Below are 15,689 nucleotides of genomic sequence, written 5' to 3'. Positions count from 1 at the left end.
CAAGGTGGTCTTGCGCAGTGCATCGCACACTGGGCAGAACCTTTTTGGAGATCACCGCCATGCCCCTTTCCCTGGCACAGATGCGCCGCAACTACACCCTTTTTGGCTTGCAAGACGAGGCAGCGCTGGACGACCCAATGGCGATGTTCCGGCAATGGATGCAACTGGCTCGTGACACGGAACGCGCGCCTGTCGAAGCCAACAGCATGGTGTTGGCGACGGTCGACAGTGAGGGGCACCCGCACTGCCGGGTCCTGCTGCTCAAGGGCTTGAGCGATGAGGGCTTCACATTTTTCGGCAATTACCAAAGTGATAAAGGCCAGCAACTGGCCGCCAACCCGCAGGCTGCCATGACCTTTTTCTGGCCGGGGCTGGAGCGTCAGGTGCGTATCGAAGGCCAGGTCTCCAGGCTCGAACCCATGCTGTCGGATGCGTACTACGATTCCCGCTCACAGGACAGTCGCCTGGGCGCCTGGGCATCACCGCAAAGCCGGCCATTGGCCAATCGCGCCGAGCTTGAGTCGCTGTTGATACAAACCACCCAACGTTTTGCCGGCAAGACCGTGCCGCGACCCGAACATTGGGGCGGTTACTGCCTGCACCCTGATCGTCTGGAGTTCTGGCAAGGCCGTGCCGACCGCTTGCATGACCGTCTCAATTACCGTTTGCGCGATGGCGCATGGCAACGCAACCGCTTGGCGCCTTGAACCGATCAAGTAGCAATGGAAACGAGTGTGGGCGCCCGACACACTCTTCTTATGTCCCTGACGAGGTACCTCTTTGGAGGAATAGGCTCACCGGGGATTGCGGTTCAGGCTTTGTCCCATACCCTCATTTACGGGAAGGCTTGGATATGGCCCATCTGGCGCAACGCACGTTTGAACCCTTGAACATTGCCGTGTTGACCATCAGCGATACGCGCACCTTTGACACCGACACCTCGGGGCAGACCTTGACGGATTTGCTGCAAACGGCCGGGCATCTATTGATCGATCGTGACCTGGTCAAGGACGACATCTATCAGATCCGCGCCAAGGTCTCTCACTGGATCGCCGACCCCAAGGTGCAAGTGGTGTTAATGACCGGCGGGACCGGTTTCACCGCGCGCGACAACACTCCGCAAGCCGTTTTGCCGTTGCTGGACAAACACGTGGAAGGCTTCGGTGAACTGTTCCGTCAGGTGTCCCTGGCGGAAATAGGCATGTCCAGTCTGCAGTCGCGGGCGTTGGCCGGAATGAGCAATGGCGTGCTGGTGTGCTGCGTTCCGGGCTCGCCGGGCGCCTGTCGAACCGCCTGGAACCAGATCCTGCTCGAACAATTGGACAGCCGCACCGGCCCGTGCAATTTCGCCCCGCATTTGAAACCGCAAGGGCCACGGGTCATCGACGCCTGCGAGACACGCTCATGACCGGTCGAGTGTGCGACCTCGGCAATCTGATGCCGGTGGACGAGGCCATCAGCCGTCTGCTGGATCAGGCACCGCCGCCGCCCCAGGCGCAAAAGATCGGTCTGGATCAAGCCTTGGGTCGGGTGCTGGCGGTGGACATTCATTCCCCCGTCAACCTGCCGGCCTGGGACAACAGTGCTATGGACGGTTATGCCCTCAGGGCCGCGGACCTGCCGCCAGACGGAGGCTGCTTGTCGATTGGCGGGCGAATTGCGGCGGGTGATTCGGCGTGCTCACCCTTGCTCGCGCAGCAGGCGGTGCAGATCTTTACCGGCGCGCCGTTGCCGCCGGGTGCCGACACGGTGGTGCCGCAGGAGCGCTGCCGGATCGATGACGAGCGCGTCTGGTTCCCGCCCGTAAACGCCGGTGATCATGTGCGCAAGGAAGGCGAGGAGGTTCGTCGAGGCGATCTATTGCTCCAGGCCGGTAAACGCTTGCGTGCGCAAGAAGTGGGGTTGCTGGCCGGCGCAGGGATCGCGCGGGTCGAGGTCTATCGACCTTTGCAGGTGTGCTTGCTCAGCAGCGGCAATGAACTGCGTGAACCGGGTGACTCATTGGCGCCCGGGCAGATTTACAACAGCAATCGTTACTGCCTCGCTGCGTTGTTGAGCGGTTGGGGCGTCGAGGTGCACGACTATGGCGTGATGGCCGATGAGTTGGCCGCCAGCCGGCATGCCTTGAGCCTGGCCTCTTCGGAATGCGACCTGCTGTTGAGTTCCGGGGGCGTCTCGGTCGGTGAGGAAGATCACCTCAAACAGGCGATCGAGGAGCTCGGCAGTCTGGATTTCTGGCGGCTGGCGATTCAACCGGGTAAACCGCTGGCCTTCGGCGAAGTGGCCGGCAAACCCTGGATAGGCATGCCGGGCAATCCTTCGGCGGCGCTGATTACCGCGTTGCTGGTGGTGCGTCCATTCCTGCTCAGGGCTCAGGGCGTGAACGACGTGTTGCCGGTGCCATTGGCCGTGCCCGCCGGGTTCGACTGGTTGCAGCGCAACAAGCGTCGGCAGTACCTGCGGGCTCGGCTGACGCCGGGTGCTGACGGCCAGTTGTGCGTGGAGCTGCACCCTCAGCAAAGCTCGGCGATGTTGACCGCCGCGTGTTGGGCCGACGGGTTGGCGGTGATCGAGTGCGAGCAGCAAGTGCTCAAGCACGACAACGTGATGTTCCTGTCCTTCGCCGACCTGATGCATTGATGGCAATTGATTGCCGTCAAGGCCGAGCCTGCCGGTCTCGCTAGACTGGCAGCGCGATTTTCCATGAGGATTACCCATGCAACTGGTCTGCCCGGCAGGGAATCTGCCTGCGCTAAAAGCGGCGGTGCGCGAAGGCGCCGATGCCGTCTATGTCGGTTTTCGCGATGACACCAATGCCCGGCATTTCGCGGGGCTGAACATGGACGACAAACAGTTCGACGCGGCCGTCGCCCACATCCGCCAGCATCAACGCAAACTCTACGTCGCGGTCAACACGTACCCGCAACCCAAGGGCTGGGAGCGCTGGCAGCGGGCGGTCGATCGTGCCGCCGATTTTGGCGTGGATGCGCTGATCGCCGCCGACCCCGGGGTGCTCAACTATGCCAGCCAGCGCCATCCGCAATTGGCGTTGCATTTGTCGGTCCAGGGCTCGGCAACCCATTCCGCGGCCCTGGAATTTTACGCGCAGCGCTACGGGATTCGTCGCGCGGTACTGCCGCGGGTGTTGTCGTTGGCGCAGGTACGTCAGGTGGCCGCGAGCAGCCCGGTGCCCATCGAAGTCTTTGGCTTCGGCAGCTTGTGCATCATGGCCGAAGGGCGCTGCCATCTGTCGTCCTACATCACCGGTGAGTCGCCGAACCTGTGCGGCGTGTGTTCGCCCGCTAAGGCGGTGCGCTGGAGCGACGACGCCGACGGCTTGAGCGCACGGCTCAGTGAAGTACTGATCGACCGCTACACCCCAGACGAACCCGCCGGTTACCCAACCTTGTGCAAGGGGCGTTTCCTGGTTGGCGGCAAACGCTTTCATGCACTGGAAGAACCCACCAGCCTCGATACGCTGGATTTGCTGCCGGAACTGACGGCCATTGGCGTTGAGGCGGTAAAAATCGAGGGTCGGCAACGCAGTCCAGCCTATGTGGAACAAGTCACCCGTGTCTGGCGCGCAGCACTGGATGCCCATCGTGGCTCGCCGGGCAGTTTTCGGGTCAAGGAGCAATGGCGTCAGGTGTTGGCCGGCCTGTCCGAAGGCAGCCAGACCACCCTGGGTGCTTATCATCGATCATGGCAATGAGGGAGGCGACATGAAGCTCAGCCTTGGACCGGTCCTGTTCTATTGGGACAAAGAGCAACTCAGCAACTTTTACGCCGAGATGTCGGCCTTGCCCCTGGACGTGATTTATCTGGGGGAAACCGTGTGCTCGAAGCGCCGGGCCTTTTCACTGGATCAATGGCTGGGGTTGGGGCGCGAGTTGCAGGACTGTAGCCAGGCACAGTTGGTACTTTCCAGCCTGACACTGATCGAAGCCGCCTCCGAACTCTCCAGCCTGCGCCGGCTCTGCGACAACGGCCAATTGCTGGTGGAGGCCAACGACATGGGCGCGGTGCAGTTCCTCGCCGAGCGCAAGTTGCCGTTTGTGGGCGGCCCGGCGATGAATGTGTACAACGGGCATACGCTGGGGCAACTGCTGGACTGCGGGATGACCCGTTGGGTGCCGCCCGTGGAGTGTTCGGCGGCGCTGATTGGCGATGTGCTTGAGCAGGTACGCCAACTGGGTCGTGAGGTGCCGGAAGTCGAGATCTTTGCCTATGGGCATTTGCCGTTGGCCTATTCCGCACGCTGCTTCACGGCCCGGGCGGAAAACCTGCCCAAGGACGACTGCCGGTTTTGCTGCCTCAACTACCCCGACGGTCTGCCGTTGACCAGCCAGGAAGGGCAGGCGCTGTTTACCATCAACGGTATTCAAACGATGTCGGCCGAGGTGACCAACTTGCTGGCGGATTACGCCGGGCTGGTGGCCTGTGGCGCCGGTGTGTTGCGTCTGAGCCCTCGCGCTCAGGGCATGGCCGAGGTCATTGACGCCTATCAACGCGTTCGTCTGGGCGAGACACCGCCGCTGTTTGTCGACGGTTGCAACGGCTATTGGCATGGCCAGGCCGGCATGTTGCGCGTCGAGGAGGTTGGCCTGTGTTGAATCGTAAAAAGTGGTTGTTGAAAGGCGCCGACCGGTTATTGCCGCTGGTACGCCGGGTGCCCTTCGCGGTGCAGCGCCTGGCGTTGCAGCAGGCCCTCAATCGCTGCCTCGCCGAGCCGTTGCGCGAGGGTGAATTTGAAGTATTGCGCGGACGCTGGTTGTGCCTGCGGATCCCTGACCTGGGTTTGTCCTGGTTCTTGACGCTGACCCGTCAAGGGTTGCGAATTGCCGAACACGCTAACGCGCACGTGACCATCAGCGGTAACTGGCGCGAGTTTTTATTGCTGGCCAGCCGTCAGGAAGATCCGGACACGCTGTTCTTTCGCAGACGCCTGGTGATCGAGGGTGATACGGAGTTGGGGTTGGCGCTGAAGAACTTGATCGACAGTCTTGATCCTGACGTGTTGCCAGTCTGGCTGTGGCGCAATCTGGAGCGGGCAGGGAAGGGCTTGGCGGCCGGTTAGCCGACCAGTCTTTTTGGGTTACTTGGAAAAGCGCCAAGTAACCCAATGCTCTTGCCCCATCGCCGCGACAAGCCTGCTTCCGCAGGGCTTTTGTTGTTCTTCAGGCCATCGTGTCCTGCCGGCTTTCATGCTGGCGAGCATCACTGGCAATCAACTGCCTGATCTCTCCAAACAACTCATCCCCCTGCGCCTCTGTGCAATCCTCGCCATTGCGCTTACGCAACCCGCAATGGCTAAGAATCAAGTGCACATCCGCGTGCAGACCATGCTGCTTCAAGCAGTTTTCAACGCATTGCAGCGGGCAGCCATCCAGCGCAAAAATCCGCCGCCCCGAGCGTGCCTTGTTGACCAGCGCCGCCACATGCCCGCCGACCCCGACGATGCAGGACATTTCCGCCAGGCCGCTGCGATCAAGCCGCACGGCCAGGGTGTTGGCCAGTTGGGCGACGTTGGAGCAGCCTGAGCAGGCGTAAATCAGGGGTAAGGTTGAACGGGGCATGAGCGCTCTCCATGGGTGGACGTCCTCAGTGTGCAAGGCCGGTGGCGTTGCGCATTGACTGCGGTCAATTCTGTCTATTGGAAGGCCGCGAGATCCTCTTCGGCGAGGATGCTGATGTTACGTCGTTCCATGGCGATCAGGCCGCTGTCCACCAGACGGTGCAAAATCCGCGAAAAAGTTTCCGGCTGAATACCCAGCTTCGAGGCCACCAGGCGTTTGGACACTTGCAAGACAATCAAGCCGCTGACCGGGTTGCGTTCCTGGAACAGAAAATTGATCACCCGACGGCTCGCGCTGGCCATGGTCAAGGTATCGATGTCCCGCAGACGCAGGTGCAGGTGCACGCTCATGCTCGCCAGGATCGCCAGGCAAACTTTCGGCTGATCTTCCAGGGCGTTGCGGTAATGGCTGCCCTCGATACTCACCAGCACGCTGTCCTTCAGCGCCGTGGCGCTCACCGGGTAGAGACGGGCCTGGCTGAACAGCAAGGCTTCGGCAAACGTCTGGCCTGGCTGAATGATTTCCACCAGGTTTTCCTGACCTTCGCCGGTAAGCCGGTACAACTTGATCTGGCCGCTGACCAGCAGGAAAAAACGCTTGGCCGGATCGCCCTGGTGCATGAGAGTGCTGTGACAGGCCAGGCGCTTGAGCATCGCCAGTGCGCAGACTTCCTCGAAGATTTTCTCCGGCAGTTGGCTGAACAGATGGTGACGACGCAACGTTAAAACGATGGAAGGGTGGGTCAGCATGGCGTACCTCCGCTGACGCTCATAGTAGAGAGCGCCGGCCGGATGACCTATGCCTCTGCCGGCCTACCTCTAAAGAGGCATGCCCGTCAGCCGGCATGGCGCAGATGCTCCATGGCCCACACCGCTGCCTCGACCCGCGAGCGCAATCCGAGTTTGTGCAGCAGGTTTTTGACGTGAACCTTGACGGTCCCTTCAGTGATGCCCAGCTTGTGCCCGATGACTTTGTTGCTGAAACCGCTGGCAATGGTTTTCAGCACCTGACGTTCACGCTCGGTCAGTTCCACCACGGTCTGGCGTTGCGGTGAACGCAGTGCCTGGGCCATGACTTGCGTCAGCCCCGGGCTGATTACCAATTCGCCGTTCAAGGCATTGCGGATGTACTGAATCAACAGTTCGGGCTCCATGTCCTTGAGCAGGTAGCCGTCGGCATCCAGACGCAGTGCGTCGCGAATATCGTCTTCGGCGTCCGAGACCGTGAACAGCAGCACCTTGCCGGTGTAATGCATCGCTCGTAACTGGCGCAGGGTTTCGATGCCATTCATCAGCGGCATGTTGTTGTCGAGCAACACCAGGTCCGGTTGCAGCGGCTCGATCAGACTGAGTGCTTCTTCACCGTTGCTGGCTTCGCCGACGATCAGGAAATCATCTTCGAGTTCGAGCATCTGGCGGATGCCGTGACGCATCATCGGGTGATCGTCGACCAGCAGAATGGTGTGTTGCAGGGACGGGTTCATGTGACGCTACCTTCTGTTTGCTGCCCGAGAAATTCCGGCTGGAATTCCAGTTGGACGCGGGTGCCTTGTGGCTCCCTGGAAAATATCTGCAGTTGACCGCGCAAGCTGCGAGCCCGCTCATCCATGATTTTCAGGCCGTGGTGTTCGCGTTGGTCGACGTTGCCGCTGAAGCCGCGCCCGTCGTCTTCAACCAACAACCTCACGGTTTCACCGTCCTGACGCAGTTCGAGCCAGGCGTTTTGCGCGTGGGCGTGACGCAAACAATTGGAAAGCGCCTCGCGGGTGATCTGCAAGATGTGGATTTGCTCGCTGGCCGATAACTGAAAGGCCAGCGCGTCGACGTGCAGGTGCACCTGAAACTCCCCGCGCCGGGAAAACTCCTCGGCGGTGTCCTTGAGTTCCTGCACCAGTCCCGCATCGTGAATCTGCAAGCGAAAGGTGGTCAGCAGCTCACGTAACTGGCGGTAGGCATTGTTCAGCCCTTCGCGCAGTTCGGCGGTGACGTTCTCCAGGGTTTCGACCGGTTCGCCACGGCGCATCAGGGTCTGCAGGCGACTGACTTGCAGCTTCATGTAGGACAGGGCTTGGGCCAGTGAGTCGTGCAGCTCGCGAGCGATGATCGTGCGTTCGTCGAGCAATAGCAGGCGATGATCCTGTTCCCGTTGACGCTTGAGCGAGAGCGAGGTGCCAATCAGGTTGGCCAGAGCCTGGATCAGTTGGGTTTCCCAGACTTGAGTTGGATGTCCATCGACAAAATGCGCCTTGAGTTCACCCAGTTCGCTGCCCTGGTTACTGATGCTGAAGGTTTGCGGGCTGGCTTTATGGTGCTTCTGGCACGTCGCGCAGTCGCTGCTGGCACAGACTTCCCGGATGTTCGCGCCGTGGAGGGCGAGCAACTGCTGGGCCGGTGCCTGCATTTGTCCTTGCAGACACAGCGACAGGCGTAAGCCAGGCAAGCGTTGCTGGAAGCGCCGGATCAACTCATCCAGCCCTTCGGCATTGGCCAGGCGTGTGGCCAGGCTTCGACTGCTTTGGTACAGCAACTCGAGGGCGGCATTGGCTTGTTGCAGGTTCAGGGTTTTTTGCTGGACCTGACTCTCAAGGGTGCGATGCGAGTCTTCGATGGTCTCGGCCATGGCGTTGAAACTCGTGGCCAACTGGCCCAGTTCGTCCTGGGACTGATGATTGACCCGCACCTTGAAATCGCCGCGACGAAAGCGCTGGGTTGCATCCACCAACTCTTTCAAGGGCATGACGACCCCGTACTGCAATTCGTACAGCCCAATCAGCAGGACGAACAGGGTGGTGAACAAGGCCAGGCCCTGGATCACCTGTTGCCAGCCTTGCTTTTGTTCGCTTTGGCGCTGCAACAGGTTGACGAATTGGTTCAGTTGTTCAATGAAGGGCAGGGCCTGGACCTGAAAATAGGCGGCATCGCCGCGCTCCAGTGCCGGGCGCAAATCTTCGTTCCAGTGTTGCTGGATCTGCCCGTAGCTGATTTGCAGCGCTGTGGTCGGGCCATCTTCCAGCACCGCTTTGAGTGACTGGCTGTTGAGGCGGGTTTGCAGGCTGTCGCTGATGGCGATGATCTCTTCGCCAGTTGCACCCGCGGCCAGTTTCCAGCTCAGGTGGTAAGTCTCCATGCGCACCGAGCCTGCGGTGTTGATGGCGGCCGCATCGCCCTGGCTGAACCAGGCGATCAGTCCGGCACTCAACGAACTGGCAAGGGCGAGCACGGCGATCAGGATCACCGCCAGCCCGGCGCGAGCGGGCAGGGAACTGCGCAACCAGCGGATCATCAGCGCAGGTCCCGGAAGAAATCAGCAAAACAGAGCATGTGCAGCTCCAGGGTGGGGTTTTGCCGCCGATCCCGGGCGCGCTACCTCTAAAGAGTTGTCGACTGATCCTTGTCAGCAAAAACCTTGGTAGAAAACCTTAAGACGCTGATAAACCGCCGGTTTTAGGGTTCTCCTGTACTACCTCCTTAGAGGTAGACCGCACAAGCATAAGCCTATGCCCCCTAGCGCTTCGTTGACATGGATCAAGTTTTTGCGGGGTTGGCCTCTTTAGTCTGCCGCCATGGCTAATTGATTGGAGAGCATTTGTGAACCCACCGCGTGTAAGACAAGGCTTGGTGCTGGGCATGAGCACGCTGGCCTTCACTGTCTGTTTCATGGTCTGGATGATGTTTGCCGTGCTCGGGGTGCCGATCAAGGACCTGCTCCAGCTCAACGAAACCCAGTTCGGCTTGCTGGCCGCGACCCCGGTACTGACCGGATCGCTGGCGCGTTTGCCGCTGGGTCTGCTGACCGACCGCTTTGGTGGGCGCAGTGTGTTTTTCCTGCTGATGCTGTCCTGCGTCGCACCGCTGTACCTGATCAGCCACGCCACCGCTTACTGGCAGTTTTTGGTGTTGGGCTTGTTCGTCGGCCTGGCCGGCGGCTCGTTTTCGGTCGGGATTGCCTACGTCGCCAAATGGTTCGACAAGGAGAATCAGGGCTTCGCAATGGGCATCTTCGGTGCCGGTAACGCCGGGGCTGCGTTGACCAAGTTTCTTGCCCCGGCACTGATCGCTGCCGGCAGTTGGCAATTGGTGCCGAAAGTATTCAGCGCGATTCTCTTTATTACCGCGCTGTTGTTCTGGTTCTTCAGCGCCGAAAACAAGGGCCACCGCAGTGCTACCGGCGCCACCTTGCGCGAGCAGTTGAGCTCGCTGAAAGACCCGGCCGTGTGGCGCTACTGCCAGTACTACTCAATCGTCTTCGGTGGTTATGTCGCCCTCGCGCTGTGGATGACCAAGTACTACGTGCAGGAATACGGTTTCAGCCTGCAAAGCGCGGCGCTGCTGGCGGCCTGTTTCTCCCTGCCCGGTGGCGTGTTGCGTGCGGTCGGCGGCTGGATGTCGGATCGCTGGGGTGCGCAAAGCGTGACCTGGTGGGTGTTGTGGGTCAGCTGGATCTGTCTGTTCCTGCTCTCGTATCCCCAAACCCAACTGCAAGTGCAAACGATCAACGGCCCGGTGGACTTCCACATTGGCCTCAATCCCGCGCTGTTCACCGTGCTGTTGTTCGTCATGGGCATCGCCTTCGCGTTCGGCAAGGCCTCGGTCTTCAAATACATCGCCAACGACTACCCGAAAAACATGGGCGCAGTGTCCGGCATCGTCGGCCTCGCCGGTGGCTTGGGCGGGTTCGTGTTGCCGATCCTGTTTGGCGCCCTGGTGGACCTCACGGGCGTGCGCTCTTCCTGCTTCATGTTGATGTACGGCGTGGTCTGGGTCTCCCTCACTTGGATGTACTTCAGCGAAATACGCAAAAGCGCGGTGCTGGGTAAGGCGCCGCTGCTGACCCCGTCCCTGATTTCCAGCATTGCCCTAGGAGAAGAACATGTCCGTTCTGCAAAAGCCTGACAAAGGCCCGGTCATTCATGACTGGCGCCCCGAGGACCCTGCATTCTGGGGGCGTAGTGGCAAACAGACCGCCACGCGCAACTTGTGGATTTCCATTCCTGCGCTGCTGCTGGCCTTTGCGGTGTGGATGGTCTGGAGCACGGTGATCGTGCGTCTGAACGCCATCGGTTTCACCTTCACCACCGACCAGCTGTTCTGGCTGGCGGCGTTGCCGGGCCTGTCCGGCGCAACCTTGCGCGTCTTCTATTCCTTTATGGTGCCGATCTTCGGTGGCCGTCGCTGGACCGCCCTGAGCACCGCGTCGCTGTTGTTGCCCTCGATCTGGATGGGCTTCGCCGTGCAGGACCCGAGCACCTCCTACAGCGTGTTCGTGTTGATTGCCTTGCTCTGCGGTTTCGGTGGCGGCAACTTTGCATCGAGCATGTCCAACATCAGCTTTTTCTATCCGAAATCGCAGCAGGGTACGGCGCTGGGCCTCAACGCCGGGCTGGGTAACCTGGGTGTCTCGGTGATGCAATTCTGTGTACCGCTGGTGATTACCTTCGGTGTGTTCGGCTTCATGGGCGGCTCGCCGCAAGCACTGCCGGACGGTGGTCAGTTGTGGTTGCAGAACGCTGGCTTCATCTGGGTGCCGTTTATTGTCCTGGTGACCGTGCTGGCCTGGTTTGGCATGAATGACCTGTCCAGTGCCCGCGCTTCGTTCAGCGAGCAGGCGGTGATCTTCAAACGCAAACACAACTGGCTGATGTGCTGGTTGTACCTGGCGACCTTCGGTTCGTTCATCGGTTTCTCCGCCGCGTTTCCGCTGCTGATCAAAACCTCGTTCCCTGATGTCATCGCGTTGAAATTCGCCTTTCTCGGCCCGTTGGTTGGCGCCCTGGTACGCCCATTGGGCGGCTGGCTGGCGGACAAGCTCGGCGGCGCGAAGGTGACCTTGTGGAACTTCGTGGCGATGATCGTGATGGTCTTCGGCGTCATGCACTTCCTGCCGCAGAACGGTCAGCCCGGCAACTTCTACGGCTATCTCGGCATGTTCATGCTGCTGTTCATTACCACTGGCATCGGCAACGGCTCCACCTTCCGCATGATCCCGGTGATCTTCCGCACCCAGCACGAAAAAGCCTCGGCCGGCAAACCACCCGCCGTGCGCGAACAAGCGCTGAAGAATGCCGGCAAAGAGTCAGCTGCCGTCCTGGGTTTCAGTTCGGCCATGGGCGCCTTCGGTGCGTTCTTTATTCCCAAATCCTTCGGCACTTCGATGGCCCAGACCGGCGGACCGGAGATGGCCTTCTACATGTTCGTCGGCTTTTACTTGAGCTGCATCGTGGTGACCTGGTGGTGGTACGCGCGCAAAGGCGCCGCGACACCCTGCTGAATCGAGCCGAATACAAAACCATTGCGTGGGCGGAGCACAGACTCCGCGACAAAGCCTGAGAGGACTACACCGTGAGTCATTTACTGGATCAATTGCGGTTTTTCAATCGCAAGCAAAACGAGTTTTCCGACGGTCACGGCGAGACCCGCAAAGAGTCTCGCGACTGGGAGAATGTCTACCGTTCGCGCTGGCAGTACGACAAGATCGTGCGGTCCACCCACGGGGTGAACTGCACCGGTTCCTGCTCGTGGAAAATCTACGTCAAGAACGGCTTGATCACCTGGGAAACCCAGCAGACCGACTACCCGCGTACCCGTAACGATCTGCCGAACCATGAGCCCCGTGGCTGCCCGCGTGGTGCCAGTTACAGCTGGTACATCTACAGCGCCAACCGGCTCAAGTACCCGAAAATCCGCAAGCCGTTGCTCAAGCTCTGGCGCGATGCGCGGCAAACCATGGCGCCGGTGGAAGCCTGGGCCAGCATTGTCGAGGACAAGGTCAAGGCCGACGCCTATAAAAGCAAACGCGGCATGGGTGGCTTCATTCGCTCCAACTGGGAGGAAGTCAACGAGATCATCGCTGCGGCCAACGTCTATACGATCAAGCAATACGGCCCTGACCGGATCGTTGGCTTCTCGCCGATTCCGGCCATGTCGATGGTCAGCTATGCCGCAGGTTCGCGTTACCTGTCGCTGATCGGCGGTGCCTGCCTGAGCTTCTACGACTGGTACTGCGACTTGCCACCGGCCTCGCCGATGGTCTGGGGCGAGCAGACCGACGTCCCGGAATCGGCCGACTGGTACAACTCCAACTACATCATTGCCTGGGGCTCCAACGTTCCGCAGACCCGTACCCCCGACGCGCACTTCTTTACCGAAGTCCGTTACAAGGGCACCAAGACGGTCGCGATCACCCCGGACTATTCGGAAGTCGCCAAGCTCACTGACCTGTGGTTGAACCCTAAACAAGGCACCGATGCGGCGCTGGCCCAGGCGTTCAACCATGTGATCTTCAAAGAATTTCACCTGGACAAGCCGAGCGCCTATTTCACCGATTACGCCAAGCGCTTCACCGATTTGCCGGTGCTGGTGCTGCTCAAGCAAATGGTCGACAAGGCACCGGGCGCCGGTTACCAGCCGGACCGCTTCCTGCGCGCCAGCGACCTGACCGACAACCTCGGCCAGGAAAACAACCCGGAATGGAAAACCATCGCCCTCGATGTCAGCGGCGAACTGGTGTCCCCTCAGGGTTCCATCGGTTATCGCTGGGGCGAGAAGGGCAAGTGGAACATCCTGCCCCGTGAAGGCGGCGAAGGCCGTGAGATCGATCTGAAGCTGAGCCTGATCGGCGATGACGTGGCCGAAGTGGCGTTCCCGTATTTTGCCGGCGAGTCCCACGAGCACTTCCAGCACGTGGCCGGCGATGCTGTGCAATACCGCCGCGTGCCGGTGCATAACGTGGTGCTGGCGGACGGCAGCGTGGCCAAAGTTGCGACCGTGTTCGACCTGTCGGCCGCCAACCTGGCCATCGATCGCGGCCTCGGCGGTGAAAACGTGGCCAAGGATTACGACGACGCCTCGGTGCCCGGCACCCCGGCGTGGCAGGAGCAGATCACTGGCGTCAGCCGCGAGAAAGCCATCCAGATTGCCCGTGAGTTCGCCGACAACGCCGACAAGACCAAGGGCCGCTCGATGATTATCGTCGGCGCGGCGATGAACCACTGGTACCACATGGACATGAACTACCGCGGGCTGATCAACATGCTCATGCTCTGCGGGTGTGTCGGTCAGACCGGTGGCGGTTGGGCGCATTACGTTGGCCAGGAAAAACTGCGTCCGCAATGCGGCTGGCTACCCCTGGCGTTTGGCCTGGACTGGAACCGTCCGCCACGGCAGATGAACGGCACCAGCTTCTTCTACGCCCACAGTTCGCAATGGCGCCACGAGAAGATGAGCATGCACGACGTGCTCTCACCGTTGGCCGACAAATCAAAATTCCCCGAGCATGCCCTGGACTACAACATCCGCGCCGAACGCGCCGGCTGGTTGCCCAGCGCACCGCAACTCAACACTAACCCTTTGCACATTTGCCGCGATGCGGCTGCGGCCGGTATGGACCCGAAAGACTACGTGGTCAAGTCGCTGCAGGACGGTTCGCTGCGCTTCTCCTGCGAACAGCCGGACAGCCCGGTCAACTTCCCGCGCAATATGTTTATCTGGCGTTCCAATCTGCTGGGCTCCTCGGGCAAGGGCCACGAGTACATGCTCAAGTACCTGCTGGGCACCAAAAACGGGGTGATGAACGAAGACATCGGCCAGGTCGGCGACTGCAAACCCGAAGAAGCCGAATGGGTGGACGAGGGCGCCATCGGCAAGCTCGATCTGGTCACCACGCTGGACTTTCGCATGTCCTCGACCTGCGTCTATTCCGACATCGTGTTGCCGACGGCAACCTGGTACGAAAAAGACGACATGAACACCTCGGACATGCACCCGTTCATTCACCCGTTGTCGGCCGCCATCGACCCGGCGTGGGAATCGCGTTCCGACTGGGAAATCTACAAAGGCATCGCCAAGGCGTTTTCCAGCATGTCCGAAGGGCACCTGGGCGTTGAGAAGGACCTGGTGACCATCCCGTTGATGCACGACAGCGTCGGCGAACTGGCCCAACCGTTTGGCGGCACCGACTGGAAAAGCGCCGGTGTGGCACCGGAGCCGGGCAAGAACGCGCCGAACCTGCATGTGGTGGAGCGTGACTACCCAAACATTTACAAGCAGTTCTCGTCCCTCGGGCCATTGCTGGAGAAAAACGGCAACGGCGGCAAAGGCATCAACTGGAACACCGAAGACGAAGTGAAATTCCTCGGTGAACTCAATCATAAAGAAGGCGATGCCGGTATCAGCCAGGGTCGGCCGAAAATCGACACGGCGATCGATGCTGCCGAAGTGATCCTGTCCCTGGCACCGGAAACCAACGGGCAAGTCGCCGTCAAGGCCTGGGCCGCGCTGTCGGAATTCACCGGCATCGACCACAGCCACCTGGCGCTGTCCAAGGCCCACGAGGCCATCCGGTTCCGCGACATTCAGGCACAGCCGCGCAAGATCATTTCCAGCCCGACCTGGTCGGGTCTTGAAGACGATCACGTCAGCTACAACGCCGGCTACACCAACGTTCACGAAGGCATCCCATGGCGCACCATCACCGGTCGCCAGCAGTTCTACCAGGATCACCCGTGGATGCAGGCGTTCGGCGAGCAACTGATGAGTTATCGGCCGCCGGTCAACACCCGCACCATCGAAGGGGTGAAAGGCAAACGCAGTAACGGCCACAAGGAAATCGTCCTGAACTGGATCACCCCGCACCAGAAGTGGGGCATCCACAGCACCTACAGCGACAACCTGCTGATGCTGACCCTCAGCCGTGGCGGGCCGATTGTCTGGCTCTCGGAGAACGACGCGAAAAGCGCCGGCATCGAGGACAACGACTGGATCGAGTGCTTCAACATCAACGGTGCATTGACCGCCCGTGCGGTGGTCAGCCAACGGGTCAAGGACGGCATGGTGATGATGTACCACGCCCAGGAACGGATCATTAACGTGCCCGGTTCGGAAACCACCAAGACCCGTGGCGGCCACCACAACTCGGTCACTCGGGTGGTGCTCAAGCCGACCCACATGATCGGCGGCTACGCCCAGCAAGCTTACGGTTTCAACTATTACGGCACCGTCGGTTGCAACCGCGACGAATTCGTCGTGGTGCGCAAAATGTCCAAAGTCGATTGGCTCGATGGGTCATCCGGTGATGACCTGCCGCGTCCCCTGCCGACCGATATCGAGGAGAACTGAG

At 60.4% G+C, this 15,689-nt stretch carries 13 protein-coding genes; 9 read left to right on the top strand and 4 right to left on the bottom strand.

Translation table 11 applies throughout. The features are described from left to right. Positions 1 to 59 precede the first annotated feature (59 nt). The 6 genes from pdxH (at position 60) to ubiT (ending at position 5,077) form a co-directional block, all read left to right on the top strand. Positions 60 to 707, top strand: coding sequence for a pyridoxamine 5'-phosphate oxidase (gene pdxH, locus ACXPVS_RS25595; protein ID WP_458512387.1), 648 nt, complete (start codon positions 60 to 62; stop codon positions 705 to 707). A 146-nt stretch (positions 708 to 853) separates the two neighbouring features. Next, positions 854 to 1,408: a molybdenum cofactor biosynthesis protein B gene (gene moaB, locus ACXPVS_RS25590; RefSeq protein ID WP_458512386.1), complete on the top strand. Its 555-nt coding sequence runs from the start codon at positions 854 to 856 to the stop codon at positions 1,406 to 1,408. Next, the gene (locus tag ACXPVS_RS25585) at positions 1,405 to 2,640 is read left to right on the top strand and encodes a molybdopterin molybdotransferase MoeA (protein WP_458512385.1); all 1,236 of its coding nucleotides are present in this window, start codon (positions 1,405 to 1,407) and stop codon (positions 2,638 to 2,640) included. Before moaB ends, ACXPVS_RS25585 begins: the two co-directional genes overlap by 4 nt. A 76-nt stretch (positions 2,641 to 2,716) precedes the next feature. Next, the gene (gene ubiU / locus ACXPVS_RS25580) at positions 2,717 to 3,712 is read left to right on the top strand and encodes a ubiquinone anaerobic biosynthesis protein UbiU (protein ID WP_458512384.1); all 996 of its coding nucleotides are present in this window, start codon (positions 2,717 to 2,719) and stop codon (positions 3,710 to 3,712) included. Positions 3,713 to 3,722: 10 nt separating this feature from the next. Next, a complete protein-coding gene (locus ACXPVS_RS25575) occupies positions 3,723 to 4,613 on the top strand; it encodes a U32 family peptidase (protein WP_458512383.1) in 891 nt (296 codons plus the stop codon). Further along, positions 4,607 to 5,077, top strand: a complete 471-nt coding sequence (gene ubiT, locus ACXPVS_RS25570) for a ubiquinone anaerobic biosynthesis accessory factor UbiT (protein WP_458512382.1) — start codon at positions 4,607 to 4,609, stop codon at positions 5,075 to 5,077. Before ACXPVS_RS25575 ends, ubiT begins: the two co-directional genes overlap by 7 nt. 100 nt (positions 5,078 to 5,177) lie before the next feature. Here ubiT and ACXPVS_RS25565 read toward each other — a convergent pair whose 3' ends face one another. From ACXPVS_RS25565 to ACXPVS_RS25550, 4 genes are all read right to left on the bottom strand, one after another. Further along, positions 5,178 to 5,576 carry a putative zinc-binding protein gene (locus tag ACXPVS_RS25565; RefSeq protein WP_458512381.1) on the bottom strand — a complete coding sequence of 133 codons (399 nt, stop codon included), beginning with the start codon at positions 5,574 to 5,576 and terminating at the stop codon, positions 5,178 to 5,180. Positions 5,577 to 5,650: 74 nt separating this feature from the next. After that, on the bottom strand, positions 5,651 to 6,325 hold the full coding sequence (locus tag ACXPVS_RS25560) for a Crp/Fnr family transcriptional regulator (protein ID WP_458512380.1): 675 nt from the start codon (positions 6,323 to 6,325) through the stop codon (positions 5,651 to 5,653). A gap of 86 nt (positions 6,326 to 6,411) precedes the next feature. Beyond that, positions 6,412 to 7,059, bottom strand: coding sequence for a two-component system response regulator NarL (narL, locus tag ACXPVS_RS25555; protein WP_458512379.1), 648 nt, complete (start codon positions 7,057 to 7,059; stop codon positions 6,412 to 6,414). Continuing rightward, entirely contained in the window at positions 7,056 to 8,858 is a 1,803-nt protein-coding gene (locus ACXPVS_RS25550; protein ID WP_458512378.1) for a HAMP domain-containing protein, read from the bottom strand. The genes narL and ACXPVS_RS25550 overlap by 4 nt, the downstream gene beginning before the upstream one ends. Before the next feature lie 305 nt (positions 8,859 to 9,163). Between ACXPVS_RS25550 and ACXPVS_RS25545 the strand changes: the two genes are divergently transcribed. The 3 genes from ACXPVS_RS25545 (at position 9,164) to ACXPVS_RS25535 (ending at position 15,688) form a co-directional block, all read left to right on the top strand. Beyond that, positions 9,164 to 10,468: an MFS transporter gene (locus tag ACXPVS_RS25545; protein ID WP_458512377.1), complete on the top strand. Its 1,305-nt coding sequence runs from the start codon at positions 9,164 to 9,166 to the stop codon at positions 10,466 to 10,468. Next, positions 10,446 to 11,843: a NarK family nitrate/nitrite MFS transporter gene (locus ACXPVS_RS25540; RefSeq protein ID WP_458512376.1), complete on the top strand. Its 1,398-nt coding sequence runs from the start codon at positions 10,446 to 10,448 to the stop codon at positions 11,841 to 11,843. Before ACXPVS_RS25545 ends, ACXPVS_RS25540 begins: the two co-directional genes overlap by 23 nt. A gap of 71 nt (positions 11,844 to 11,914) precedes the next feature. Next, positions 11,915 to 15,688: a nitrate reductase subunit alpha gene (locus ACXPVS_RS25535; protein WP_458512375.1), complete on the top strand. Its 3,774-nt coding sequence runs from the start codon at positions 11,915 to 11,917 to the stop codon at positions 15,686 to 15,688. Position 15,689 lies beyond the last annotated feature (1 nt).

The sequence above is a fragment of the Pseudomonas sp. Ma2-10 genome (genome assembly GCF_054330215.1).
This window is presented reverse-complemented; position numbering and strand designations above follow the sequence as displayed.